Source organism: Pseudomonas ulcerans, assembly GCF_036324125.1.
Lineage (GTDB): Bacteria > Pseudomonadota > Gammaproteobacteria > Pseudomonadales > Pseudomonadaceae > Aquipseudomonas > Aquipseudomonas ulcerans.
In genome coordinates this window covers 1-24,424 of sequence record NZ_JAZDQN010000005.1, presented here as the reverse complement: position 1 = coordinate 24,424, position 24,424 = coordinate 1, and the positions used below count along the sequence as shown (strand labels likewise).

Sequence of the window (24,424 nt, the reverse complement as noted above, 5' to 3'; positions counted from 1 at the left end):
GATGCTTTTGCGTTTTACCAAGATGCACGGCCTGGGCAACGACTTCATGGTCCTCGACCTGGTCAGCCAGCACGCGCATATCCAGCCCAAGCACGCCAAGGCGTGGGGCGACCGGCATACCGGGATCGGCTTCGACCAGTTGCTGATCGTCGAGGCACCGAGCAATCCGGAAGTGGACTTCCGCTACCGGATCTTCAACGCCGACGGCTCCGAAGTGGAACAGTGCGGCAACGGCGCGCGCTGCTTCGCCCGTTTCGTCCTCGACAAGCGCCTGACTGCGAAGAAGCGCATCCGCGTGGAAACCAAGGGCGGCATCATCGAGCTGGACGTGCGCAACGACGGACAGATCTGCGTCGACATGGGACCGCCGCGGCTGGTCCCGGCGGACATCCCGTTCCAGGCCCCCGAGCAAGCCCTGAGCTATCCGCTGGAAGTCGGCGGACAGACCGTCGAGCTGGCCGCAGTGTCCATGGGCAACCCCCACGCCGTGCTGCGCGTCGATGACATCAACAACGCCCCTGTCCACGACCTCGGCCCGCAGATCGAACACCACCCGCGCTTCCCGCAGCGGGTCAACGTCGGTTTCCTCCAGGTCATCGACCGCCATCGCGCCCAGTTGCGCGTCTGGGAACGTGGCGCCGGGGAAACCCAGGCCTGCGGTACCGGCGCCTGCGCCGCTGCGGTGGCCGCGATCAGCCAGGGCTGGATGGATTCTCCGCTGCTCATCGACCTGCCCGGCGGACGCCTGTCCATCGAGTGGGGCGGCCCGGGCAAGCCGGTGATGATGACCGGTCCGGCCGTTCGGGTGTATGAAGGACAGGTTCGTCTATGAGTGAGTGCCAGCCATGACCGATCAGCCCCAGGCGCCAGCCGCGGAACCCGACGATAACCTCGTGGAGGGCTCCACGCCCGACGTCGGGGCCGAGGCCGTGGCCGCTTACCTGCGCGCCCACCCCACCTTCTTCGCCGGGCATGACGAGCTGCTGCTCGACATGCGCATCCCCCACCAGCGCGGCGACAGCGTGTCGCTGGTGGAGCGCCAGCTGAAGCTGCTGCGCGACCGCAACATCGAGATGCGCCACCGCCTCTCGCACCTGATGGATGTTGCCCGAGACAACGACCGGCTGTTCGAAAAGACCCGCCGGCTGATCCTCGACCTGCTCGATGCCGACAGCCTTGAAGCCGTGGTCATGGCGGTGGAAGACCGTCTGCGCCAGGACTTCCAGGTGCCCTTCGTCAGCCTCATCCTGTTCGGCGACAACCCCACGCCGGTGGGCCGCTGGGTCAGCGCCAGCGAGGCGCAACAGGCCATCGGCGGCCTGCTGGGCGGCGGCAAGACCGTCAGCGGCAACCTGCGCGACCATGAGCTGGACTTCCTGTTCGGCGAGGCACAGCGCAAGGAGGTCGGCTCCAGTGCGGTGGCGGCCCTGGAAAACCAGGGCCTGCATGGCGTTCTGGCGATCGGCAGCCACGATCCGCATCACTACAAGAGCAGCGTCGGTACCCTGTTCCTCGGCTATATCGCCGAAGTCCTCGGCCGCGTCGTGCCGCGCCTGACCCAGACCCTGCGCCCGGTGCGCTGATGGAACGCCAGCTGGACGCGTTCTGCACGCACCTGCGCAGCGAACGCCAGGTGTCCGAGCACACCCAGCTGGCGTATCGACGTGATCTCGACAGTGTCCTGGCGTATTGCGCCACGGCCGGCATCAGCGACTGGAAAGCCCTGCAGATCCAGCACTTGCGCCAGTTCATCGCGCGCCGCCATCACCAGGGCCAATCGTCCCGCAGCCTCGCCCGCCTGCTCTCGGCGGTACGCGGTTTCTACCGCTACCTGAACCGCGAAGGCGTCTGCGAGCACGACCCGGCCAACGGCCTGTCCGCGCCCAAGGGCGAGCGGCGCCTGCCACGCACGCTGGACACCGACCGCGCCTTGCAGCTGCTGGAAGGCGGGGTGGAAGACGACTTCCTCGCCCGCCGCGACCAGGCGATCCTCGAACTGTTCTATTCCTCCGGGCTGCGCCTGTCCGAGCTGACCGGCCTCGACCTCGCCCAGCTGGACCTGCCCGCCGGGCTGGTGCAGGTGCATGGCAAGGGCAGCAAGACCCGCGTCCTGCCGGTGGGCCGCAAGGCCCGCGAGGCGCTGGAGCAGTGGCTGGCGATGCGCGTGCTGAGCAACCCGAAGGACGACGCCGTGTTCGTCAGCCAGCAAGGCCTGCGCCTTGGCCCGCGTGCGATCCAGAAACGGGTCAAGGCTGCCGGCGAGCGCGAGCTGGGGCAGAACCTGCACCCGCACATGCTCCGCCACTCCTTCGCCAGCCATCTGCTGGAGTCATCCCAGGACCTGCGCGCGGTCCAGGAAATGCTCGGCCATGCCGACATCGCCACCACCCAGATCTACACCCACCTCGATTTCCAGCACCTTGCGGCGGTCTATGACAGCGCGCATCCTCGTGCAAAACGCAGTAAAGGCGGAGATTCATGAGTATTCAGCTGATTACCTTCGACCTCGACGACACCCTGTGGGACACCGCGCCGGTGATCGTCAGTGCCGAGGCTGTTTTGCGCGACTGGCTGGCGGCCAACGCGCCGAGCCTGGGCGCGGTGCCCGTGGAGCACCTGTACGCCATCCGCGAGCGCGTGGTGCAGGCCGAACCCACCCTCAAGCACCGCATCAGCGCCCTGCGCCGGCGCGTGCTGTTCCATGCCCTGGAGGATGTCGGCTACAGCGAGGCCCATGCCCGCGAGCTGGCTAACGAAGGCTTCGAGGTGTTCCTCCACGCCCGCCACCAGATCGAGATCTTCCCGGAGGTGCAGCCGGTGCTGGAGCTGCTGCGCCATCACTACACCCTGGGCGTGGTCACCAACGGCAATGCCGATGTACGCCGCCTGGGCCTGGCGGACTACTTCAAGTTCGCCCTGTGTGCAGAAGACCTGGGTATCGGCAAGCCGGATCCGGCGCCGTTCCTCGAAGCGTTGCGCCAGGGCGAGGTGGATGCCGGAGCCGCAGTGCATATCGGCGATCATCCCGGCGACGATATCGCCGGCGCCCAGCGCGCCGGGCTGCGCGCGGTGTGGTTCAACCCGCAGGGCAAGGCCTGGGAAGCCGAGGGGCGGCCGGATGCGGAGATCCAGCGGCTGTCGCAGTTGCCGGATGTACTCGCGCGCTGGCGCTGACCAGAAAGCGCCACCAGACGCAAAAAAGCCCGCTGCAATGGCGGGCTTTTTCGTTACGACGGCCTCAGATAGGACGGCTGCCGTATTTGTTGTCGGGCTTCTTGGGCGGATCGGCAACCACGTTGGCTTCGACTTCCTGCACCTTGCCACCACGCGCCAGGAATTCTTCCATGGCCCTGGCGAGCGCATCGCGCTCCTTCTGCTTGGCTTCCATGCTCGGCATCTCGTCGACCGAGACCGACGCCTTGGACTTGCCCTTGGCCGCAGGGGCCGGGCTGTCGTCAGCGCTGTCGTCGGCTACGTCGTCCGCCGCCGCTTCGAGGCCTTCATCACCTTCTTCGTCGTCGCCTACTTCGAGGTCGTCATTTTCCAGATCGTCGTCGCTCATGTTCTACCTCATGACTTGCGAAAAGCAGATTAGTTATAGACCAGCCGCCGTAGAGGTTTACGACCGCAGGAGAAAGATCACGGACCACGGATTACCCCATGATCGGCAGCGCCCGCCGCTTCCGCTGGCGAACGCCGTGCAGGCTCTTCAGAGCCTGACCAAAATAACGCTGACCAGGCTCTTCAGAGCCTGACCAGATAAAAAGCCGCCGGTTCAAATGCGCCGGCTGGTCCCTGCCAATCGGCTCGCTCATCAGCAAGCCTAGCAAAGGGCCATGAAGTGTGTGAACAGGCCATCATCACCCCACGGCGCGCATTCTAGCGTGCCCGATGAAAAAGCAAAGTGTCTAAAACGCCCCGATGACTGTAAGTTTTCCGCCGACAATCGCAGAGCCATTCCTTGAGGGATGAACCTGCCGCGAAAAACCGTTTGCGCGGCCCTTGGAAGGCAAAATCGAGACAAAAAAATGCCCGGCGAGCCGGGCAAGTTTTTTCTCGGCGGGTTACAGGTTGTAGCCGCGCTCGTTGTGTTGTGCCAGGTCGAGGCCGACCGATTCTTCTTCTTCGTTCACACGCAGGCCCATCACTACGTCCAGGACCTTGAGGATCACGTAGGTGACGATGGCGGTGTAGATCACGGTGAAGCCGACGCCCTTGGCCTGGATCCAGACCTGTGCGGCGATGTCGGTGACGGTGCCGAAGCCACCCAGGACCGGCGCTGCGAATACGCCAGTGAGGATCGCACCGACGATACCGCCGACACCGTGCACGCCGAAGGCGTCCAGCGAGTCGTCATAGCCCAGCTTGCGCTTCAGGCTGGTGGCGCAGAAGAAGCAGATCACGCCGGACACCAGGCCGATCACCAGGGCGCCCATCGGGCCCACGGTACCGGCAGCCGGGGTGATTGCCACCAGACCGGCGACCACGCCCGAGGCGATGCCCAGTGCACTTGGTTTGCCGTGGGTGATCCACTCCGCGAACATCCAGCCCAGCGCGGCGGCGGCGGTGGCAACCTGGGTCACCAGCATGGCCATGCCGGCGGTGCCGTTGGCGGCAGCGGCGGAACCGGCGTTGAAGCCGAACCAGCCGATCCACAGCATGGCGGCGCCGACCAGGGTGTAGCCGAGGTTGTGCGGGGCCATCGGGGTGGTCGGGTAGCCTTTACGCTTGCCCAGCACCAGGCAGCAGACCAGGCCAGCGATACCGGCGTTGATGTGCACCACGGTGCCGCCGGCGAAGTCGAGCACGCCCCAGTCCCACATCAGGCCGCCGTTGCCGGACCAGACCATGTGCGCGATCGGCGCGTAGACCAGGGTGAACCAGATGGCCATGAACACCAGCATCGCGGAGAACTTCATGCGCTCGGCGAAGGCACCGACGATCAGCGCCGGGGTGATGATGGCGAAGGTCATCTGGAAGACGATGAATACGGCTTCCGGGAACGCCGCGGTCAGGCTCGACGGCGTCACGCCAGCGAGGAACGCCTTGGACAGGCCGCCGACGAAGGAATTGAAGTTGGTGACGCCCTGCTCCATACCGGTGGTATCGAACGCCAGGCTGTAGCCGTAGATAACCCAGAGAACACTGATCAGGCCAGTGATGGCGAAGCACTGCATCATCACCGAGAGTACGTTCTTGGAACGCACCATGCCGCCGTAGAACAGGGCCAGGCCAGGGATGGTCATGAACAGCACCAGGGCCGTCGCGGTGAGCATCCAGGCGGTGTCGCCGGTGTTGAGCGTGGGGGCTGCAGCCGCTGTGGTTTCCTCGGCCAGCGCCAGGGCAGGCATTACGAGGGACAAAAGGGCTCCTAGCCCTGCGAATTTACGCAGAGTCATTTTGTTATCTCCTGGGGCGTTGGGTTTGGGGCGGCTGTTTAGATCGCGTCGGTATCGGTTTCGCCGGTACGGATGCGGATAGCCTGTTCCAGGTTCACCACGAAAATCTTGCCGTCACCGATCTTGCCGGTGTTGGCCGCCTTGGTGATGGCTTCGATGACCCGATCCAGATCCTTGTCGTCGATGGCGACGTCGATCTTGACCTTGGGCAGGAAGTCGACCACGTATTCCGCGCCGCGATACAGCTCGGTGTGACCCTTCTGACGACCGAAGCCTTTGACTTCAGTGACAGTGATGCCCTGCACGCCGATTTCGGACAGCGACTCGCGCACATCGTCCAGTTTGAACGGCTTGATGATGGCAGTGACTAGCTTCATGAAACTCTCTCCCGAATAGGTGGACTTGCCCCAGGAAAACAAACCCGACTCAAGTCTAAGCGCAGTGCCTGGGCTTTGTAACGTTTCCTCGGCGCCTATCCCCGCGCCGACTCGCGAAACAGCACCCGACCATGGTCGTGTCTTCGCTCCGCCTGAGCACTGCATCGTCCTGGGACTGCATCAGTGCATGGGTCACGATGGTCTTAGCAGAAACAGTGCCATGTCCGGGAAAGCACCGTATTACAACGACTTGTGTGGAAAGACCGATCTTGGCCAGTCGCCAGCACGGTTAACGACGCACAACAACGGTGCATAGCCTCCGGCAGAGATGCGCAAAAAGCGTGCAGCGAAAGGCCATGATTGCCCCGTGCTACACTGCCGGCCCTCTTTTCGAAACAGGAGCGCCGACCATGCTCGCGCCGAAAGCCTTTCTCGATGCCCTGAGCGACCAGGCCTCGCGCCTGTTCAGCAACGACACCGCGCAACCGCGCAGCGAACTCGAAAGCCAGTTCAAGGCCCTGCTGCAAAGCGGTTTCAGCAAGCTGGACCTGGTCAGCCGCGAGGAATTCGACAGCCAGATGGTCGTGCTTGCCCGCACCCGCGCGCGCCTCGAAGCGCTGGAAGCCAAGGTCGAAGAGCTCGAAACCCGCCTGAATCCCATCGCCAGCGAATAATCGCCGCCCTCCCGGCCAGCGCCTTGCGGTGCTGGCCACCGTCCCTTCCCGATCACGACCTGCACGTCCCCAGCCTTCGCACGCCTGCCGCTTGTATAGGGGGAGGGGGTATGTCATGCTCCGCACCATTGCATAGGTAGGGGGGGTATACCCATGTCGCACACCCACGTGAAGAAGGACGCACTGCTCAAGCGCGTGAAACGTATTGCCGGCCAGTTGCAAGCGGTGGAAAAGGCCCTGGAAGAAGGGGCCGACTGCGGCACCACCCTGCACCTGGTCGCAGCCACTCGCGGCGCCATGAACGGTCTGCTGGAAGAGATCATCGAGGACCATGCCCGCGAGCACGTTGCCAATCCCGAACTGAGCGACGAAGAGCGCAGCAAAGGCGTGGAAGAACTCCTCGAAGCCATTCGCCGCTATTCCAGGTGAGCACCGCCATGAACGAGCACGCGCACGAACACCAGTTCCTGGGCTCCGCCCATGACCAGAACGCCCGTCGCACCTTGTGGGTGGTGATACTTACCCTGGCGATGATGGTGGCCGAGATCGCCGCCGGGTATATCACCGGGTCCATGGCCCTGCTGGCCGACGGGTTCCATATGGCCACCCATGCCGGGGCGCTTGGCATCGCTGCGGCGGCCTACGCCTATGCCCGGCGCCATGCGGGAAGTTCGCGGTACAGCTTCGGCACCGGCAAGGTAGGTGACCTGGGCGGGTTCGCCTCGGCGCTGATCCTGGGCATCGTTGCCCTGAGCGTGGGTATCGAATCGACCATCCGCCTGTTCCAGCCGGGCGAGGTGCAGTTCGACATGGCGATCTTCATCGCGGTGATCGGTCTGGCGGTCAATATCGTCAGTGCCCTTCTGCTCGGCCACGGGCACGGCCATGATCACCACCATCACGATCACGACCATGGGCACGACCACCCTCACCACGGCGGTCACGACAACAACCTGCGCTCTGCCTACCTGCACGTGATCGCCGATGCCCTGACCTCGGTGCTCGCCATCGCCGCGCTGCTGGCGGGGCGCTACCTGGGCTGGGTGTGGCTCGACCCGCTGATGGGCATCGTCGGCGCGCTGGTCATCGCACGCTGGTCATGGAGCCTGATGAAGGTCACCGCAGGCGTGCTGCTGGACCAGACCGACGCCCATGTCGCCGAGGAAATCCGCACGCTGGTGGAGCAACCGGGCGATGCGCGGATCACCGACCTGCATGTGTGGCGGGTCGGCCCCGAGGCGCATGCGGCGATCGTCAGCGTGGTCGGGTCGGACCTGGCGAGCATCCGGCAGCGCCTGCTGCCCGTGCATGAGGTGCGCCACCTGACGGTCGAGGTGCAACCCGCGTGATCAGACCCAGCTCTTGAACGGAGTCCAGTTGTCGCTGTCGGCACGGAAATCGTCCCGCAGGAAATCTTCGCGGGTGCCCTTCGTCATGATCTCGAACCCGGCGAACGCACTGACGCTGAGCGCGGTCCTGACAGCACGCTGGTCAGCCTCGTCGGGCATGAGCCCGAACACATCCCGGCGCCGGATACGCAGGACCGCGGTGTCTTCGGGCTTGCGGAATTTGATGTAGTCCTTGAAACCGTCCTTGGTCATCATCACGTCGGACGTGTTGAGGAAGTACACGTGGCTGGCCGTGATCGCACCTTCGATATCGAAGTTCAGATTGGCGTAGTCGTTGGCCAGCCGCGTCAGGAAATGCGCCGGCAGCGCTTTCAGGGTATTCATGTAGTTCCGGGTGGTCGCGTCCCTGGCGATCTTGACCGTGCCGATGTCGCCCTTGAAACCATTGCCGATCGTCTGCCTGCCGAACGCCATGAAGCGGCTTTCGTCCTGCGCCTTCAGGGTGACGTAGTCGTTGTTGTCACCCGTGAATGCCAACGGGATCGGCGTGTAGGCCGTGGCCTGCTGGATGAACCAGTCGGTGTCCCGGTTCGCTCGACAGTTGGCGATGTACTGCCGAAGCCGGGAGTCGATCTCGGTGGACACGCGCTTGACCCGGTCCTTGGCGAACGATCCCTCCGGATCGGGCTGGCGCACGCCGGTCCGGGCCAGGGCCGAACGCAATCCGCCAGCCTTCACCAGCCGGGCGACGGTCGGGCTGGTCACGTGATACAGCCAGTCCCGCTCCACGAAAGGCGCGACCGCCGACGGCACCTGTGGATTGATAAGGGTCCTGACCAAGGTGTGGCAGCGCGGGCAGGCGCGCGGCGGACGCTTGGCAGCGAACAGCGAGACCCCCATGCACGAAGTGCACTTGTACAGGACCATCACGGCTTTCTTCTTGCTCACCTTGTCGGGCAGGCAGAACGGACATTCGAACGCTTGTGCGTTGCCCACGTTGGGGACATTGACGTAGTGGTTGCACTCGGAGCAGGTGGCGACCGGCATGGACTGACTTCCTTATCCAGGAAAACCATTGACCCTTGCCCGACACCACAGCGCGGTATGGCCAAGGCAGCTGAAAAAGCCGCCCGACTATAGATCAGCGCAAGCAAAATCAAAATGCCATTGCTTGGTCCCGGCCAAGCCGAAAGCGCCTGTGTAACACCCGGAAGCACAGTCCGGGCGGGTGCCCGCGAGTCCGCCACTATCCTTGCAAGGCCGCACGACGCGGCTCCGCATCGATCATGGAGTGTTCATGTCCCTCGCCCTCGTCCACAGCCGCGCCCAGGTGGGTGTGCTGGCGCCGCCCGTCATCATCGAAGCCCACCTGGCCAATGGCCTGCCGACCCTGACCCTGGTCGGGCTGCCGGAAGCCACGGTCAAGGAAAGCAAGGACCGGGTGCGCAGCGCGATCGTCAATTCGAAGCTGGAATTCCCCCAGCGCAGGATCACCCTGAACCTCGCCCCGGCGGACCTGCCCAAGGACGGCGGACGCTTCGACCTGGCCATTGCCCTGGGCCTGCTGGCGGCCAATGGCGAGTTTCCGCTGGCGGCGCTGGACAGCGTGGAGTGCCTGGGTGAGCTGGCGCTGTCGGGCGCCGTGCGGCCGGTCCAGGGCGTGCTGCCCGCCGCCCTCGCCGCCCGCGATGCCGGACGGGCGCTGGTGGTGCCGAAGGAGAATGCCGAGGAAGCCTGCATGGCGTCCGGGTTGGTGGTGTATGCAGCGGGGAGTCTGCTGGAGCTGGTGGGGCATTTCAGCGGAGTTCAGCCACTGGAGCCCTACAAGGCCAATGGACTGCTGCTGAACCCGCGGCCCTATCCGGACTTGAGCGAGGTGCAAGGCCAGATCGCCGCCAAGCGTGCGTTGCTGGTGGCGGCGGCCGGTGCGCATAACCTGCTGTTCAGCGGCCCGCCCGGAACCGGCAAGACCTTGCTCGCCAGCCGCCTGCCCGGCCTGCTGCCGCCACTGGACGAACGCGAGGCCCTGGAGGTGGCGGCGATCCAGTCGGTTGCGGATTCCAAACCGCTGGATTGCTGGCCACAGCGGCCGTTTCGCCATCCTCATCATTCGGCATCCGGGCCGGCATTGGTAGGCGGTGGCTGTCACATTGCGCAATAAATGCAACTAATGCGAAATAGATGCAACTGATTAATCGACATCTGAATCGACTCTTTTTTCCACCCACATTCCATAACGGCCAGTTAGCAGCCTTCATTGGGTACTCCAAGGTCGATTTGATTGGCGCTCGCTTCGGATTTCGCCCCATCCGGAGGAAAGGATTCAGCCCCTTCTGGCCGATAGCCGTCGGTTGCGAACTGCTGCTTTCGACTCATAGCAGAGGTCCTGTTGACCTGGAATCTCTCAACATAGACGAGTAGGCACGCCTTCCTCATTCACCGATACTTCCGCCCAGAGCACCTTTGGCAGCATCAGTTCTAACCTTTTGCCCAGATCGCTCCCCCGAGAGCCGAAGCAAGCATGTTTCGTCCAACATTGCTCTGCCTTGCTGAACGGTCGATCCACACCGGGAGGGTGCTAGACAGGGCAAAACCAGTCGTCGCCGATGAAATACGCTGCGCTCGCCCTCAGGACTGGCCCGCCAACTACATCATCCTATTTTTGTTGACATCCCCCCGTTTTTTAGATAGCGTCTGTAGCGGCTTAATTCGTGGCTAGCACCAGCAAATAACGGATTCTCTTGCTCACTAATCTTAACTAGTGAGAGGCGGATCTGTGCGTCATCGAATCTGCCTCTTACTCTGGAGGCAGCATCATGTCAGATATAATTCCTTCCCCTCTCTCTACCCCTCAATTACGCAGGCTGAAGGGGCGTGCACTTGCGCGCATTGATCACGAGCAGAAGATGCTGGTGTCTGGCCCGCTGGGCGCTGAGCGCTTGATCCTCAATATTGCACTAGACTATATGGAACGCCACCCAAGCATGTCTCGGGAGCAAGCCATCTTCGCGGCACAAGCATATTTTGATCGCGCACATAATTAAGCGAGAACAGTCATGACTAAGAAAACCGCAGTTGTCTCGCATAACGGTTCAGCTTACGATCTCACTATGGGAAGTTGGCTTCAGCATCTGAATAGCAAAACCTCGATCGCAATCCAGGAAATATCTACAGATGATATTCTTCTTCCAGACGGCAAGACAGCAGGAGCTTATAAAGCTGAAAAAAAGTCAGAGTACAAGTCTCAGACAAACAGATCTTGCTCGTCAGCGAAACAGCATCTTAATGAGCGCTCGCGACGCGACTTTGGGCATGACTGGGATCACCTCATAGGACTGATTAAAGATAACATTAATAACGCCTGCAACCGCCTTCTTCTTGCGCCGCATCGACTCACAATAAAAGAGCAGGTGGAAGTTCAGAATGCCGCACTCAATGGGCATATTGGGGCTATGTACTGGATAGGCACTGCCCTCAGAGATCAGCAGGATGATGCTTGCCTACGTTGGCTATCAATGGCTCACAATAGAGGGCAGCTCGGCGCATGCCATGAAATGGCTATACACCTTGCCGCTAAAGGGAACTACATAGAATCCTTGCGATGCTTGATAATATCAGCTGATGGTGGAAGCGATATGGCTTATATGTCTATCTTTCAGATCAGCACTCTGACAAACATGTTCAAAATTCAAGAAAAAATCTTGATTGAAAGCATGCTGGAAGAACTCATAGATGCATCCCACGCATCAAGCGCCAACTACTTCAAAGGCATGCTTAAGCTTTTTTCAGACAAACAAACCGAAGGAATTTCTATCCTAAAAAACTTCTTGAAAGAGCCGAGGAAAAAGCCACCGGAGCATGATACCCATGAGGTTTACGGGAACCAAATCAGGCTTGTCAGCGCTTTCATTGAGGGCATTCTGAATGATATACCCTCAGGAACGCCCCTGCTCAACTCCATATCGACTCGGGGCAAACAGGCCGGCTTCTGCAGCTTTGCAGATTATGATGATTTTTTCAAAATCACTAAGGAAATTCTTGCATCCGGATAGGAGCCGCTTCCGCGACCCGGTCAAGAACAGGGCGCAATTCACCAAGCTGTTTTCCCTGTCGAGCCTGTCGATGGCACGCAGGAATTATTGCCTGGTGCGGGAGAGGTGCAGCCGTGAGGGTAGATAACCAGATGCTGAAATCGGGCTATTCTGCCCCCAAGCGGCCCTCTTCCGGACGATAGGCAACTTATTCGGAGCTTCCCTAGGCTAGGGATATCTTCCAACAGCCTGCCGAGGTCTTGGCCTTTCTCCGCGAGGGCACCAGCGTGATTCGAGGAACCGAGCACCGAGGTACCAGCATTTCCACTGACCTCAGTGTAGAGACACCTGCTCCTCACCCACCCGCGTGCTTTCAGAGAACGCCCAGGAGACCTAAGCATGAATAGCGCTATCCGCAACGCTACAGACCGAGTGACTCATGACAGATACTGCTGTGGCAGCGCGCCCCATTTCTGGATTAGCCCACACCAGGAATCTTCGAGACTGCAGGGCGCTTAGGTGAACCTTTACACCAAAGATTTTTTAACCGGTGGTACAGGAGATTTCGCACCGAACAAAGCGGAACGCGTATGCACTCTTTGGGCGACCGCAATTTCCAAGCAGACCGGTATAACCAGGTGGATAAACCTGTGCACAAAATCCGACGGCACGGCAGACGAAGTCTAGGAAACCATCTTAACTGTATGATTTATATAGAAATATTAGGCTTCCAATTTACAGCTGTAAAAGGGACGTCTTTTTGTGGACGATGCTGGTTGTTTTTTGATCAGGCAAGGCCAAGATTGCATGACTGTCGCCCAAACACTTGATCACACGCCACGAAGCGCACTAACGAGACCAACTAATCCACAGACTTACACCCAGAATTCACAGGCAACCTGTGGATAACTTTAGTAAAAACAGGGCTTGCTTTTCAGAATCGAGAGTCACTAATATAGCGACAACGAAACGGCACCACCCTAGTACAGGGAGTGTGACGTCAAAGAATTGGCCATGGGCCTAAAAGGAAAGTCCCGCAATGGTGCGGGACTCAGATGCTGTAAAGGGCAAGTTTTCGACCGCTCTCCCTTTTCAGCGAGCTTGGCTTGGAGCCAAGGCGACAGGATTCTACGTCCGATCCGGTGCTGAACGCAATTATTATTGTGTATCTTCCGATCGTCTGCCTATTGCCTTGTCTCCATGCCTTTTAATGTGGAGAAATGCAAAATGGCTAATGGAAAAAAACCAGGGGAAAACACGGGCCGCGACGGTGGCATCTATCAGGAAGTAGGCCCGCGTGGTGGTAAGCGGGATAACTACACTACTGTGCCAGATAACACTCGTTTGCCCCCAACCACTACCCCAGGGTCTAGCTGGGTTCCGCGCAATCGGACTCCGGACAGCACTCGGTAAGCGTAAAGAAAAACCGCCCTCTGGGCGGTTTTTTTATCTGTAGCGGCCTGCTCACGACGGATCGCATTTTTGAGCAATCGGTTCCGCCCCTGATAGCTTGGCTACGCGCCCATTAGAGAGCCCCAGGCTTAATCATTCTGACAACCTGCCCCCACCGCTCGAACCCAACGATCCCGTCAATTGGACGCACGTAACGATAACGACTATTCGGACCGCAGCCTAGCTGAGACCGAACGAACATTCCCGGTTTCGATGTCCTGTCGGCGTTGCACCGGTCGGGCCCTCCCTTTGCTTTGACCGCCAGCGAACTGAGTTCCGCCATGATGCTCCCCACGGGAACGATGGCCAATCAGATTCAGCATATGAAAGCCGGTTTAGCTCAGCGGATAATCGCTCCCGTAGACGCCCGTCGAACCACTGTCATGCTGACAATTGTAGAGATTGAACGGATCTACCGAGGCATCGATACCCACGCTAGTCACCTCAAAGGCCTTCTCGCTAGGATCACCGATGAAGAGCTAGAATTTCTGGACTCGTTGCTTCGCCGGCGCGAAGACTCGGTCGAAAACGCCGGCGTTTAGCTCGGTCCGGTTACCGCCGATACGTTTTGCGCTGCAGCCACTCTACTTCGCTTGGCGCAGCTGCAATTAGCAGGCACCTGCGTCATGTCTGCGACTAAGGCCTCCCTCTCGAGTTGATGCCCAAGGACCTGCATCCGTGAACCCGCGGCCTCCGACGATTGAGAACGGTCAAAAGGAAGCCTAAACCCCTGGCATCTAGCCCTCAGTAGCGCTTGCATGACTGCTAAGCCATCCGCCAACAACAGCCAGTGAGCCAGAACGCAGTGACAACTCCGAATACCACGCCACCTCAATCCGATGATAAGTTTCGGGACATCGAACCGGACGTCATCAAGCGGTTCTCGATCAAGCTGAACGATCTCGCGCTCAAGCGAAACGTAACCTCCTACGCGGGAAGCCCCTTGGGGAGCCAGGACACTGTGTTCGCCGACTACCTGCTGGCCACCAACGCCCGCTTTTGTCTAATTGAATTCAAAGCCACCAAGGGCAATTTCAGTTCCGAAAACCAGAAGGAACTACGCGTCGAATTATTTAAATTGCTGGCTAAGCGCAAGGACGTACTGCGTCGTAGCCTGGATCTGCATTATATGTGCTGGGGAACCGATGAATTCGTCTGTCTGCCTGGCATGAGCGCGCCGGTGCGCGAAGAAAACGAGATGCTAGGACAGTATGCCCCCTGCGTAGCTCCTTACATGGAGACCAAACCTGAACTGACGAAGGCGGAGGAATATCCTCCAGAGTCCTTCGTCGAACATTTCTTTGAAAGCCAGCAGTTCGGTAGCGGACTGCAGAGGTTCAGACAATACGTGAAAGATCTGGCCAAGCTCCCAAGCGACAGCAAGCAAGATGAAGGCACTCTTGAAGGACTCGTCTGCATCTACATCGAGTCCGTACAAAAATTCAAATCGTACCGTTTCAAAGGCCTCCAGCATCTCATCAACCTCTTGGAGTCTCCAAGTCAGGCCCTCGACTCCCAGAAGCCTGACCGCTCCATAAAACCCAGAACCATGGGTAAGTAGGCCGCTACTGAGGCTTACGCGCCATGACTTTTTGGAAATCCTGCTTTTCTCTCACAGTGGCTCGGCTCCAGAATCTGCTCAAATATTGGCTCTGGGCACTTTCAGTCTTGCGCGCTTCGGATTCAACGCCGATATCGAATCCAAAACGCGCGACAGCGTAAGTCGATGCGGATCCGGCCAAAAATGCCAAAGCCAATACCGTAAGCCGCCAGCGCACACTGCGCTGCGCTTTCCGCAGCGCTGTAACGGCATCTTGAGCTTGCGCCGTAGCCGCGTCGATTCGCGAAATCAGAGCATTGGCGGCCTGCTCGACACCTGACGTCGCTGCTATCTGGGCAGCTTTCGCAGTTTCCTTTACCACTGCGGAACCGTTTCCCCAGGCGGCACATGCCCGCTCAACCTCATCTTCGATGCGACCGGCAATCTCCTGGAGGTTCTGGACGTTTTCGCTCGTCTTCTCAGCCTGCTCCTTAATCAGATCTACCTGATCAGTAAGCCGATCCAACTCAAACGTAAACCGCAATGCCGTCATCTGGTAATGCTTGTAGTTGGCGGTAAATTGGATAGGATCATTCATCAATGACTTCACTTCCATAAGTCAGGGTGGAGTTGGTTTGCAGCTCACGCGGATCTGCAATTTAGCGTCAAAAGGGCGCCTCTAAAAACTCGTTTTTTGAGTTGGGCGTGAGATATATGCAGCTAGCTGCCGCCCATTGGGGGACTGACATTTCTCGTGACTGGAGCAATGCAGGCCGAAGAAGCCGGGCTGTTGTTATCCTCACGCCACCTCCATCAAACTCGGCTGCACAGCTGATTTGATCGTCAAACCAAACTGCACCCGTGCCAACCCGATGCTGCGGATCGTTTTGCCACCCATCTGCACCAGACTGGCAAATATGTGCTCAACTCGAGCGCGTGGGCTGGCAGTACACTTATTGCGTGCTTTTCCCGCTCGCCAACAAGCCTGCCCTTGGCGCTGAATATGAGGGCGCCATCCTTTGAGCCTGAGCCAGCGTTCGCGTGGCCTGTCGTAGTAGCCACGGTCGGCCCAGAAATCCCAGCGGCTATTACGCCTATCCAGCACATCTACCAAATGAAGTGTGTCTGCATCGCTGGCGTCGCTCACCCACACGCTGCGGATCAGTTTGTGCCGGCTATCCACGCTGGCCAACAGCTTGTAACCGAAGTGCGATTTGCCGTGCTTCTTCGTCCAGCACGCCTCGACATCCGTTTGCCGGCGCCTGGCAGGTTTCCACTCGACGGGCGCTGCTCGCTGCTTCACGACATTCTGTTCTTCAGCCGTGTTGTGCTGGCTGAGAGCACGGACGAACTGGCATCGATGGTCTGCCTTTCGCGAGCGTTGAAGCCGTTTAGCAGCAGTTGGCGTTGCACTTCATCAAAAATCAGATCCTCGACCTTGGCCCGCACGAGCTCACGGAAACTCTAGATCGTATTGCGATCCGGCACGCGCGCGGTGTTCTTCAGCTCGGCAAAATGCTGAGAGCTCAACATAAACCTTTTGCTTGGAATGTCAGATAAGGTATGTAATATCTGACATAACCCATCTTGGAACTTCCGATGTCCTTACCGTCGATCATTCTGGAACGCTCCCACGCTTTACCGGCGGGCACCATTCTGTCTCCCAAGGAGTTTTTGCACTTGGGCAGTCGGGCCGCCATTGATCAGGCGTTTTCTAGACTGACGAGGGGAGGAATGCTCTGCCGAGTAGCGCGAGGCATTTACGTGCGCGCGGCTTCAGGGGCCAAAGGAGCCGTGCCAGCCCTGGAAAAGGTGGTGAAGTCCATGGCGGAAAAAGGTAAGGCGGCTATTGTATTGGCTGGTGCACAAGCAGCGGCACTTCTCGGCCTAACCCCCACCCAGCTGGGCAATGAGGATTTTTTGACCTCTGGCCGCACGCAGCACCTGAAGGTCGGGAACCAAGTGGCTCTGGTCCGGCATGCCCCCCAATGGATGCTGGCGTTGGGCAGTTCCAGGGCCGGGAATGCGCTTCGCGCGCTGGCGTGGCTAGGGCCAAAACACGCCGAAAAGACTGCTCGCCAGATTCGTTCAAAGATGTCTGGGGCGGAGTGGGAAGCACTGTCATCGATCCGCGGTCGCCTTCCTTCCTGGATGGCAATCGCCATAGGCCGAGCGTCAGCAGCACAGGACGGCCAGTGACCAACGGCCTCATTGAGGGCGTAAGCACGGAAAGCATTGGGTCAGAACGTTTACACTATAGATATCGAAAAGGCAGGAAAACCATGGCTAGCGGCGAGCACTTGAAGGCACTTTTACGTTCCCACATCAAAGGGGACGATAGCCATTTCCTCTCCGTCGCCTTGCAGATGGCCGCACACGAAGCCAAACAAGGTCATGGCAAACTCGCCCAAGACCTGCGCACGCTCATCGACGCGGCGGTCAGCAAGCGAAATCAGCTGCCGCCCAGTCAACCCGTGCCTATTGGTCAGCCGCGCGGCGAGTTGAGCAACCTTTTGTCGGTGGCCATGCCGAGCACTCGCTTCTCGGAAATGGTGCTCGACGAAGGCACACACGGCCGCCTGGCTCGGATTATCAGCGAGCAACGCAACTTCGAGAAGATTCGTGCCCACGGACTGTCCCCGCGCAGGAAACTGCTGCTCGTGGGGCCACCAGGTACCGGCAAGACAATGACCGCGTCGGCACTCGCCGGCGAGCTCAAGATCCCTTTGTACGTCGTCCGCCTGGACAGCCTGATCACCAAGTTCATGGGCGAGACTGCAGCCAAACTGCGCCAAGTATTCGACGCCATTCGTGATACTCGAGGCATCTACTTCTTCGACGAGTTCGATGCCATCGGCTCTCAACGTGGCTTGGCAAATGACGTCGGTGAAATTCGCCGGGTGCTCAATAGCTTCCTGCAAATGATTGAGCAAGATCAATCGAACAGCCTGATTATCGCGGCCACGAATCACCCTGAAATTCTCGACTACGCCTTGTTCCGCCGCTTCGATGATGTTATCGAATATGGGTTGCCCAACAGCGAACAGATCCAGGCCGTACTCAAAAGTCGCTTGGCAAACTTTTCGAAGAAGCTCAGTAAGTGGGATGCATTAGCCGAGGCTGCAGCAGGCCTCAGCTATGCGGAACTGACGCGGGCAGCGGATGACGCTATCAAGGATGCGATCATAGATGACCGTGCCCAGGTAGATGCTAGGGACGTGGAAAGGCACCTTGGGGAGCGCAAGGCCTTCCACCAACGACAACGGATATAAGTCGGTAGAGCTTTTCGATGACGGAACCAAACGCAGGACAGCGACGACACTTCCACTTCAAGCAGACAGGGAAAGCCGAAAGGTTCCAGTCGACGATCAGCGCCAAGCGGAATCCCTGGTACCCGGAGCGGGACCGCAGGACTCACGGGGATTTGCTGAGACGGCAGTTGCAGCGTGTGCAAGTGCAACTCGACGAGGCTGTGAACCTCCAACGGGCAAATGGTCAAGAGAAAGGCCTCGGGCTTCAAATTGAATTCGTAAGCGAACCTTCCTTCCCCCTCGTCTTTGAAGGGCTGGCCCGCGGACAACAACGGATAGAGCTGTTAAACGTCCGATTTGATAAAGCAACCGACACTCACTTCGCGACAGTCTTCGTCCCCGATGGAAAGCTGGTTGCGTTCGAAAAGCTGGTGACGAAATACCTCACCGAAAGCTCGAAGAAAGACATTCCTCTCAACACCCCGTTGCTTAATCCTATTGCCGAAATCCGCTCAGCCACCTTCGAAGCGTTGTGGACAGATGCTACCCACATGCTGCCCGAGGATGACCAGCAGGTTGTCTGGTGGGAGTTCTGGCTTCCGGCGCGCGATAATCAGGCAGCAGTTGAACAACGATTCAGGACAATCGCTGCGGTGCTTCGCATCAGGACGTCAGAGCACGTACTCACGTTCCCCGAGCGCACGGTCATCAACGTTTTTGCATCACGCGCGGCAATAGTCGAATCGATTCACTTGCTAAACGAGGTGGCAGAGATCCGAAGGGCGAAAGAAACAGCCGAGTTTTTCGACGCTCTACCGCCCATTGAGCAACAGGCCTGGGTCACTCATCTCACCGGCAGGACCACGCCGGCCGCAGATGACAATCTTCGAATTTGCCTGCTCGATACCGGCGTGAACCCCGGTCATCCATTGCTATCAGCCCACATTGATCTCGACGATCTGCACACAGTCAATGCCGAATGGGGCGTCGATGATCGTCAGGGGCATGGCACAGGGCTCGCCGGCGTCGCGCTGTATGGCGATCTGATAGAACCCCTCGACGGCAACAGCCCAGTCACAATTTCCCATCGTCTTGAATCTGTGAAGCTGCTTCAAGCGGATCGGAGTGACTCCAGCGAGCCTTATGGTGCGCTGACATTGCGAGCGGTGGCGTATCCCGAAATATCCACCCCCTTCAAACAACGCATTTTCAGCATGGCGGTCACCAGCATCGATGACCGAGATAGGGGACGGCCTTCAGCGTGGTCATCCGCGGTGGACATGCTTACCTCTGACTCTCTGGGCCAACGCGCAAATCCTCGGTTGATGATTGTGTCCGCCGGCAACGCCAAAGAATCTGGCTGGGTGGAATACCCCAATAGCAACATCACCGACGGTATCCACGATCCTGGTCAGTCTTGGAATGCGCTCTGTGTCGGCGCCTACACGCTCAAGGACAGGATTGTTCCACCGTACCCAAACTCAAGTGCATTGGCAGCCCACGGCAGCTTGAGCCCATACAGCACGACGTCGAGACTCTGGCTCAACACTCCATGGCCATTGAAGCCTGATGTTGTGTTTGAAGGGGGGAATCTCATTCGGGACGAGATTGGCGCGTTTAGCCACACATCGTTGTCACTGCTCACCACCTCTCATCGGCCTCAAGAACGCCTTTTCTCCACCACTTGGGCGACCAGCGCAGCTTCAGCGCTCGCCGCGCGAATGGCTGCACAGATATCGGCGGCTTATCCGGAGCTATGGCCCGAGACCGTCCGTGCGCTGATTGTCCACTCCGCCGAGTGGACTGAGCGCATGAAGGTGGACTTCCTCAGAGGAAACGCTAAAGGAGCGTATGAAAATCTCGTGCGTACCTGCGGGTTCGGTGTGCCCGACATTGGGCGAGCGCTTTGGAGTGCCTCCAACACACTGACCCTCATCGTCGAAGATGAACTGAAGCCCTATACACGAGTGCAATCCAAGCCACCCACTGCCTTCGACATGCATCTTCACCAATTGCCATGGCCGAAGGAGGCCTTGATCGACCTGGGCGAGGTCGAAGTTGAAATGCGTGTCACCCTGTCGTACTTCATCGAGCCCAACCCCGGGGTAGCTGAGCGTGGTCTAAAGGGTCGCTATCGCTACGAATCACACGGGCTTCGCTTCCAGGTAAGCCGCCCCAACGAAGACGTGATTGATTTCCGCCACCGCATTAACAAGCGGGCTCGCGACGAAGAAGAGGGACTTCCGTTTGTCTCCAGCTCTTCGGACGACCGGTGGTTGATTGGCGTGAATGCGCGCCACCGCGGCTCTCTTCATTCGGATGTGTGGCGAGGCCCAGCCTCAGACCTAGCAGGCCTGGGCATGCTTGGTGTCTACCCCGCCCCGGGATGGTGGAAAACCTTGGTATCGAAGAAGCGATTCCACGACAAGGTTCGATACAGCCTGGTCGTCTCGATCAAAACACAGCAAACTGAAGTAGACCTGTACAACGCGGTGACTACCGAGATCGTGAATAGAGCAGCCATTACGGTCTAATCACGCCCGGCACTGAGCCCCGGAACTAGCTATCTGGGCCGGCAGTGCGTTTCCATCGAGCCAGCGCTTACTCCACCACGGCAGCAAGCGCTGAGCCACGTGCAGGGCAAAGTCCAACCCTATTGCTGTTTACTCGGCCTCCTTGCCCCCCAGCTAAAGGTGCCGATACTAGACCCTCACAAAATTCGTAAGCCAGGAATCGGGTCGAGCAATTTACACTTCAAATATCTTTCATGGCGGTTCGCAGAAAAACCACAGCTCCGCTGAATAGCAGCGACCAAGTAAAGAAAAACCGGCTTAAGCCGGTTCTTCTTCATTCCACGTCAGCGGGCACTAGATATCGGGCTTCACAGCCGTGAGATGCACGGCCTGGATCGCCTTAATCTTCTCGCTATGCTGTCTTGGGCATCGATACCACGGAGGTCCCGGAAAGGCGGCCACTGGCAACTGCCGCTCGTAGTTCGGGGAGAAAGCTGGGGTGTAACACGCCGAGTTTAGGCAGCGGAATCTCGATATCAACACCGGGGCTCTTTGAGAACCAACGGGAGTTGAAAGGAAGGTACCAGCGCTGTCCGGTGTCGAACTTGGTTCGAGTAGCCAAGCCGCTGAGATCAAAGCCATCAGCTGCGGGGTCAAGCACGAACTCGCTCGGGTAAATTTGGCTCGCGCCAGTTTTCTGGCTGGTCCCGTAGCAGACTTCGATACAGTGATCATGGTCCGACACAGCGGAAACGAGTGCTGGTCGAGCCTTGCATGGGGAATCGTCCGCAGCTTGGACGGATTCGGGGTAGTGGCACCACACGATGTCGCCCGGCGAAGGGAGTGGGTGGAACGGTGTCGCTTGTTGTTGGTTTTGTTGGGCAATGGTCATCTTTTAGAACAATCTCCGCGTTATGCGCTCCTCTGGCGTTGGCGGGCACTCTGCCCGGATAGCTGCCATTTGAGCGTCTGTTAATGGTCCGTCGTCCAGTTCGTACTTGGGCAGGCACTGATTGGCCAGCCGGCGAAGCGCGTAATGGATGACTTCGGTTTTGTTTAAGCCTGTCTGCGATACCAGTGCGTCCAGAGTGGCCGCGCTGATTCCCGAAGGTGTGTCCTGCGGGCGTAACCGCAACAGGATTTTCGGTTCTGCGACTGCTTGTTGCATTTGCGAACTCCAGGTGTAACTAACGTCTGAGCCCTTTACACAGGGCAGGTCGAGCCTTGGACAGGCTCCCCATCTAGGGAGTAGAAATGCGTTTATCCCCCCAGTGCTATACATTCTATAGCAGCCATCGAGAAAAGTAAACACTTTTTCTTGACTTTCGGTTTTTTTTGTAAATCTCCTCCTTTTTCTTTCTTCAGGGACAAAAAAACCGCCTCGCGGGGCGGTTTGATCATTTTTCTGCATCCGTACCCTATGGGCGAAAAAAAACCGCCTTGAGAGGGCGGTCTCTTTCAATGGCCGTGGCTGAGAACCTCGGACATCTAGTGTCACTGAATGCAGTCATGTGGGGCTGATGATAAAGCCGGGAGGACGCCAGCGTCAACAGTTGAAAGGGCCACTATTTTCACACCAGGCATTGGCGGGCGCTCTGCAACGCCGGTATGATGCACCCGCTGCTTGCGCATGATTCGTTCAGGGGAGCGGGGCCTTAGAGACTTAAAGGCTGTACCCATCCCTCTGACACGGCCTGAGAAACCGTGCCGGCGAGCTGTATTCGGAGGGTCCACCATCTGGCCACTTCACTGAATGCAGTCATGTGCATCCGAAGGCGTCGATGCGCCGGTTAGACGCTGGAAGACTGGCCCCCCACAAAAGGGCCAACCGTTATGAAGCGATTGCTTGATATTGGAAAGCGCGTATGGGACACCCTGCGAATCTTGAGCTTGCTCAAGTCAGCTTGGGAATTCATGCGGGATCACTGGGACGACATCTGCGGATTGTTGTCGTGACGGGAGGGCCGTCCTAGCTTGCTAGGCGGTCCCTTTTACGTTCTGGACTCAGCTAAACGTGCTGCCCGCGCTCATAAATCACATGCTCGTACCCACTCACCTCGCGCACTGACAGCATCTGCCAGTACGAAGAAGTCTCGAACCTTCGATCTACGGATTTTTCCGCCGTGAGGTGGAGAAGGTACTTCTTGGGAGACTGCCGCCTAAGCGAAGTGGCAATATCTCGGATGACTCCCTCAGACCCGAATCTACATTGACCAAGCTGGCTATACTTTGAATTCAGGATTCAGCTCTCGTCGGCTAGGCATTAATAATGACCTCCCAGAAACCTCCGCGCCCCACGCAGCGTCGTGAAGCAGCAATGCTGGCCAAGGGGAAAACACGCATCCTGCAGAGTGGGGATTGGCTAACCGCTCAAGAAGTCACAAAGCTCGCCGGGCTGAATCCGGCCGGCCCTCACCCCCTGCCTGGCGAATGGCTACGTGCGCGGAAGATCTTCGTCCTTCGGCATGAGGATAACGACTATTTTCCCGCTTACGGGCTTGATCCTTCAGCCGGCTACAGCCCGCAGTCGGGTATGGCTGAGGTCATAGCTATTCTCGCCGCAAAGAAGGATGGCTGGGGAATGGCCTTCTGGTTTGGTTCGTCAAATTCCTATCTGGGCGGACGCTTGCCAAAGGATGTCTTGAGGGACGAGCCATTGATGGTGCTTGAGGCAGCAAAGGACGAGATATCCGGGCTTTACTTTTGAAAGTGAACATTGGGGCGTCCGTTGAACCCGTCGTCTTCATTCAAAGATCCGGTTCATTTCCTTATACTCATTCCACTCGATGCCAAGCGCGTCGGCCATCCTACGATGGGTCCTCAAGCGCCACTCATGAGCTTGCTGAGGAGAATCAGCAACAAGCCAGATCACAAACTCATCCAGATCGAGGCCACGCCTCCTGGCCGCTTTGGAAAAGACCTCATACCGCTTCTGCTGGCAGTATTGTTCCATTGTTACCCCGAGCGCCTCAACCTCACGGACGTCTGCTGACTCAACCTCGACTTGTGCCTCAGGGTGTTCCGCGAAGAACTTTTCATGTGCTGCAGCGTACCGATCTTCGTAGCTCGGCATATTAATTCTCTCCCTGGGTCATTTCATGGCGGCGCCTTAAAATCAGCTCGGATCTCGCACAAGAGTTCACATCACACCTTGCTAGCAGCCACGAACTACTCAAACCGGCTTAACCGAGACCAGTTCTACAAAACGATACTTCTTCCGAGCGGCTTTCGTAGCCTCCTGTTCGGCCAGCAGCGTGCTCAAAGTATCGGCGTCATGGACAAAGTCGAACATTTTACCTTCGTACTCATTACCCACGCGCAGCGTTACCCTCAGTCGCGACCGACCCACCTTACGATTGGTCCTCACCTCAGGGGGAGGCTCCACCGACGTGCTTGCGCCTGCACGGCCAAACAGCGCGTGGCGCATCTCTTCCTCTAAATCTGTCGTCATAGTCTTCTACATAATGAGCTGCAGGATCGTGGCTGAGCGTCAGCTCAGGCCTCCGTAGATGAAGTATCCCACTCACTCGGCCGTTCGGAGAGGCATAGGGAATTTTCAAGGGTTTCTGGCGAAAGGGCAATTGCTGTGTCCTAAGCACGCCCCCAGAATAGAACCCGAATCAGGAACGAAAGTGCAGAATGGGGCTGCATCCTATCCGTTGTTCGAAGCACAATAGCGCCTATCCAGGATCGGTATCCTTGACATTGGAGTCATGAATTGCCTCAACGCATCCTAAGAACTCAACGCCGCGATAACCTAAGGAAACTCTGAAGAGGGCTTCCAGCTTTGGCAGAATGCCTGATCTCAACCGCAGAGACGCCTGATGAAGCAGATGAC

The 24,424-nt window shown here is 58.5% G+C and carries 23 protein-coding genes and 1 pseudogene; 14 read left to right on the top strand and 10 right to left on the bottom strand.

From position 1 onward, the window contains the following. The first annotated feature begins 1 nt into the window (after position 1). The 4 genes from dapF to V0R59_RS06300 are packed head-to-tail and all read left to right on the top strand — an operon-like array spanning position 2 to position 3,174. Positions 2-832 (top strand): diaminopimelate epimerase, encoded by an 831-nt coding sequence (gene dapF, locus V0R59_RS06315; RefSeq protein WP_330073747.1) that lies wholly within the window; start codon positions 2-4, stop codon positions 830-832. A gap of 13 nt (positions 833-845) precedes the next feature. Continuing rightward, positions 846-1,583: a DUF484 family protein gene (locus V0R59_RS06310; protein WP_330073748.1), complete on the top strand. Its 738-nt coding sequence runs from the start codon at positions 846-848 to the stop codon at positions 1,581-1,583. Beyond that, positions 1,583-2,482 (top strand): tyrosine recombinase XerC, encoded by a 900-nt coding sequence (gene xerC / locus V0R59_RS06305; protein WP_330073749.1) that lies wholly within the window; start codon positions 1,583-1,585, stop codon positions 2,480-2,482. The genes V0R59_RS06310 and xerC overlap by 1 nt, the downstream gene beginning before the upstream one ends. Then, positions 2,479-3,174, top strand: coding sequence for an HAD family hydrolase (locus tag V0R59_RS06300; RefSeq protein WP_330073750.1), 696 nt, complete (start codon positions 2,479-2,481; stop codon positions 3,172-3,174). Before xerC ends, V0R59_RS06300 begins: the two co-directional genes overlap by 4 nt. A gap of 64 nt (positions 3,175-3,238) precedes the next feature. Here the strand turns inward: V0R59_RS06300 and sutA are convergent, their stop codons facing one another. The 3 genes from sutA to glnK form a co-directional block, all read right to left on the bottom strand. Next, positions 3,239-3,562, bottom strand: a complete 324-nt coding sequence (gene sutA, locus V0R59_RS06295; RefSeq protein ID WP_330073751.1) for a transcriptional regulator SutA — start codon at positions 3,560-3,562, stop codon at positions 3,239-3,241. Between the two features lie 502 nt (positions 3,563-4,064). Then, positions 4,065-5,399: an ammonium transporter gene (locus V0R59_RS06290; protein ID WP_330073752.1), complete on the bottom strand. Its 1,335-nt coding sequence runs from the start codon at positions 5,397-5,399 to the stop codon at positions 4,065-4,067. A 38-nt stretch (positions 5,400-5,437) separates the two neighbouring features. Beyond that, complete coding sequence (gene glnK, locus V0R59_RS06285; protein ID WP_002555808.1) at positions 5,438-5,776, bottom strand: P-II family nitrogen regulator; 339 nt, start codon at positions 5,774-5,776, stop codon at positions 5,438-5,440. 410 nt (positions 5,777-6,186) lie between these two features. Here glnK and V0R59_RS06280 point away from each other — a divergent pair, with 410 nt between their 5' ends. The 3 genes from V0R59_RS06280 to dmeF all read left to right on the top strand — a co-directional run bounded on the left by V0R59_RS06280 (position 6,187) and on the right by dmeF (position 7,799). Continuing rightward, positions 6,187-6,450: an accessory factor UbiK family protein gene (locus V0R59_RS06280; RefSeq protein ID WP_330073753.1), complete on the top strand. Its 264-nt coding sequence runs from the start codon at positions 6,187-6,189 to the stop codon at positions 6,448-6,450. A 153-nt stretch (positions 6,451-6,603) separates the two neighbouring features. Continuing rightward, positions 6,604-6,879 (top strand): metal/formaldehyde-sensitive transcriptional repressor, encoded by a 276-nt coding sequence (locus V0R59_RS06275; protein WP_330073754.1) that lies wholly within the window; start codon positions 6,604-6,606, stop codon positions 6,877-6,879. Between the two features lie 8 nt (positions 6,880-6,887). Next, positions 6,888-7,799, top strand: a complete 912-nt coding sequence (gene dmeF / locus V0R59_RS06270; protein ID WP_330073755.1) for a CDF family Co(II)/Ni(II) efflux transporter DmeF — start codon at positions 6,888-6,890, stop codon at positions 7,797-7,799. Here dmeF and V0R59_RS06265 read toward each other — a convergent pair whose 3' ends face one another. After that, positions 7,800-8,846 carry a hypothetical protein gene (locus tag V0R59_RS06265; RefSeq protein ID WP_330073756.1) on the bottom strand — a complete coding sequence of 349 codons (1,047 nt, stop codon included), beginning with the start codon at positions 8,844-8,846 and terminating at the stop codon, positions 7,800-7,802. A 250-nt stretch (positions 8,847-9,096) separates the two neighbouring features. Between V0R59_RS06265 and V0R59_RS06260 the strand changes: the two are divergent. The 3 genes and pseudogenes from V0R59_RS06260 to V0R59_RS06250 form a co-directional block, all read left to right on the top strand. Beyond that, a pseudogene (locus tag V0R59_RS06260) lies at positions 9,097-9,942 on the top strand (YifB family Mg chelatase-like AAA ATPase); the annotation flags it as partial. Between the two features lie 913 nt (positions 9,943-10,855). Next, positions 10,856-11,851, top strand: coding sequence for an SEL1-like repeat protein (locus V0R59_RS06255; RefSeq protein WP_330073757.1), 996 nt, complete (start codon positions 10,856-10,858; stop codon positions 11,849-11,851). Between the two features lie 2,221 nt (positions 11,852-14,072). Continuing rightward, entirely contained in the window at positions 14,073-14,843 is a 771-nt protein-coding gene (locus V0R59_RS06250) for a hypothetical protein (protein ID WP_330073758.1), read from the top strand. A 4-nt stretch (positions 14,844-14,847) separates the two neighbouring features. Here the strand turns inward: V0R59_RS06250 and V0R59_RS06245 are convergent, their stop codons facing one another. Both V0R59_RS06245 and V0R59_RS06240 read right to left on the bottom strand, forming a co-directional pair. Beyond that, on the bottom strand, positions 14,848-15,420 hold the full coding sequence (locus tag V0R59_RS06245) for a hypothetical protein (protein ID WP_330073759.1): 573 nt from the start codon (positions 15,418-15,420) through the stop codon (positions 14,848-14,850). Positions 15,421-15,621: 201 nt separating this feature from the next. Then, a complete protein-coding gene (locus tag V0R59_RS06240) occupies positions 15,622-16,125 on the bottom strand; it encodes a transposase (protein WP_330073760.1) in 504 nt (167 codons plus the stop codon). Between the two features lie 296 nt (positions 16,126-16,421). Here V0R59_RS06240 and V0R59_RS06235 point away from each other — a divergent pair, with 296 nt between their 5' ends. The 3 genes from V0R59_RS06235 (at position 16,422) to V0R59_RS06225 (ending at position 20,607) form a co-directional block, all read left to right on the top strand. After that, positions 16,422-17,021, top strand: coding sequence for a DUF6088 family protein (locus V0R59_RS06235; protein ID WP_330073761.1), 600 nt, complete (start codon positions 16,422-16,424; stop codon positions 17,019-17,021). Positions 17,022-17,104: 83 nt separating this feature from the next. Further along, positions 17,105-18,094, top strand: coding sequence for an AAA family ATPase (locus V0R59_RS06230; protein WP_330073762.1), 990 nt, complete (start codon positions 17,105-17,107; stop codon positions 18,092-18,094). A gap of 182 nt (positions 18,095-18,276) precedes the next feature. After that, the gene (locus V0R59_RS06225) at positions 18,277-20,607 is read left to right on the top strand and encodes a S8 family peptidase (RefSeq protein WP_330105836.1); all 2,331 of its coding nucleotides are present in this window, start codon (positions 18,277-18,279) and stop codon (positions 20,605-20,607) included. Positions 20,608-20,998: 391 nt separating this feature from the next. Here the strand turns inward: V0R59_RS06225 and V0R59_RS06220 are convergent, their stop codons facing one another. Further along, on the bottom strand, positions 20,999-21,478 hold the full coding sequence (locus V0R59_RS06220; protein ID WP_330073764.1) for a hypothetical protein: 480 nt from the start codon (positions 21,476-21,478) through the stop codon (positions 20,999-21,001). 3 nt (positions 21,479-21,481) lie between these two features. Beyond that, positions 21,482-21,754, bottom strand: a complete 273-nt coding sequence (locus V0R59_RS06215) for a hypothetical protein (RefSeq protein WP_330073765.1) — start codon at positions 21,752-21,754, stop codon at positions 21,482-21,484. Positions 21,755-22,855: 1,101 nt separating this feature from the next. Here V0R59_RS06215 and V0R59_RS06210 point away from each other — a divergent pair. Continuing rightward, positions 22,856-23,293: a hypothetical protein gene (locus tag V0R59_RS06210; RefSeq protein ID WP_330073766.1), complete on the top strand. Its 438-nt coding sequence runs from the start codon at positions 22,856-22,858 to the stop codon at positions 23,291-23,293. A gap of 36 nt (positions 23,294-23,329) precedes the next feature. On the opposite strand, the gene V0R59_RS06205 is transcribed toward V0R59_RS06210, so the two are convergent. Both V0R59_RS06205 and V0R59_RS06200 read right to left on the bottom strand, forming a co-directional pair. Then, a complete protein-coding gene (locus V0R59_RS06205; protein WP_330073767.1) occupies positions 23,330-23,659 on the bottom strand; it encodes a DUF6388 family protein in 330 nt (109 codons plus the stop codon). Positions 23,660-23,758: 99 nt separating this feature from the next. Continuing rightward, positions 23,759-24,037, bottom strand: a complete 279-nt coding sequence (locus V0R59_RS06200) for a hypothetical protein (protein ID WP_330073768.1) — start codon at positions 24,035-24,037, stop codon at positions 23,759-23,761. Positions 24,038-24,424: the final 387 nt, after the last annotated feature.

Coding starts and splice junctions, on each gene's coding strand:
- V0R59_RS06215 (WP_330073765.1), bottom strand. CDS start 21,754: ATGCAACAAGCAGTCGCAGAACCGAAAATCCTGTTGCGGTTACGCCCG.
- V0R59_RS06235 (WP_330073761.1), top strand. CDS start 16,422: ATGTCCTTACCGTCGATCATTCTGGAACGCTCCCACGCTTTACCGGCG.
- dapF (WP_330073747.1), top strand. CDS start 2: ATGCTTTTGCGTTTTACCAAGATGCACGGCCTGGGCAACGACTTCATG.
- V0R59_RS06290 (WP_330073752.1), bottom strand. CDS start 5,399: ATGACTCTGCGTAAATTCGCAGGGCTAGGAGCCCTTTTGTCCCTCGTA.
- V0R59_RS06280 (WP_330073753.1), top strand. CDS start 6,187: ATGCTCGCGCCGAAAGCCTTTCTCGATGCCCTGAGCGACCAGGCCTCG.
- glnK (WP_002555808.1), bottom strand. CDS start 5,776: ATGAAGCTAGTCACTGCCATCATCAAGCCGTTCAAACTGGACGATGTG.
- V0R59_RS06245 (WP_330073759.1), bottom strand. CDS start 15,420: ATGAATGATCCTATCCAATTTACCGCCAACTACAAGCATTACCAGATG.
- V0R59_RS06220 (WP_330073764.1), bottom strand. CDS start 21,478: ATGACCATTGCCCAACAAAACCAACAACAAGCGACACCGTTCCACCCA.
- V0R59_RS06275 (WP_330073754.1), top strand. CDS start 6,604: ATGTCGCACACCCACGTGAAGAAGGACGCACTGCTCAAGCGCGTGAAA.
- V0R59_RS06200 (WP_330073768.1), bottom strand. CDS start 24,037: ATGACGACAGATTTAGAGGAAGAGATGCGCCACGCGCTGTTTGGCCGT.
- V0R59_RS06210 (WP_330073766.1), top strand. CDS start 22,856: ATGACCTCCCAGAAACCTCCGCGCCCCACGCAGCGTCGTGAAGCAGCA.
- V0R59_RS06265 (WP_330073756.1), bottom strand. CDS start 8,846: ATGCCGGTCGCCACCTGCTCCGAGTGCAACCACTACGTCAATGTCCCC.
- V0R59_RS06300 (WP_330073750.1), top strand. CDS start 2,479: ATGAGTATTCAGCTGATTACCTTCGACCTCGACGACACCCTGTGGGAC.
- V0R59_RS06230 (WP_330073762.1), top strand. CDS start 17,105: ATGGCTAGCGGCGAGCACTTGAAGGCACTTTTACGTTCCCACATCAAA.
- dmeF (WP_330073755.1), top strand. CDS start 6,888: ATGAACGAGCACGCGCACGAACACCAGTTCCTGGGCTCCGCCCATGAC.
- xerC (WP_330073749.1), top strand. CDS start 1,583: ATGGAACGCCAGCTGGACGCGTTCTGCACGCACCTGCGCAGCGAACGC.
- V0R59_RS06205 (WP_330073767.1), bottom strand. CDS start 23,659: ATGCCGAGCTACGAAGATCGGTACGCTGCAGCACATGAAAAGTTCTTC.
- V0R59_RS06310 (WP_330073748.1), top strand. CDS start 846: ATGACCGATCAGCCCCAGGCGCCAGCCGCGGAACCCGACGATAACCTC.
- V0R59_RS06255 (WP_330073757.1), top strand. CDS start 10,856: ATGACTAAGAAAACCGCAGTTGTCTCGCATAACGGTTCAGCTTACGAT.
- sutA (WP_330073751.1), bottom strand. CDS start 3,562: ATGAGCGACGACGATCTGGAAAATGACGACCTCGAAGTAGGCGACGAC.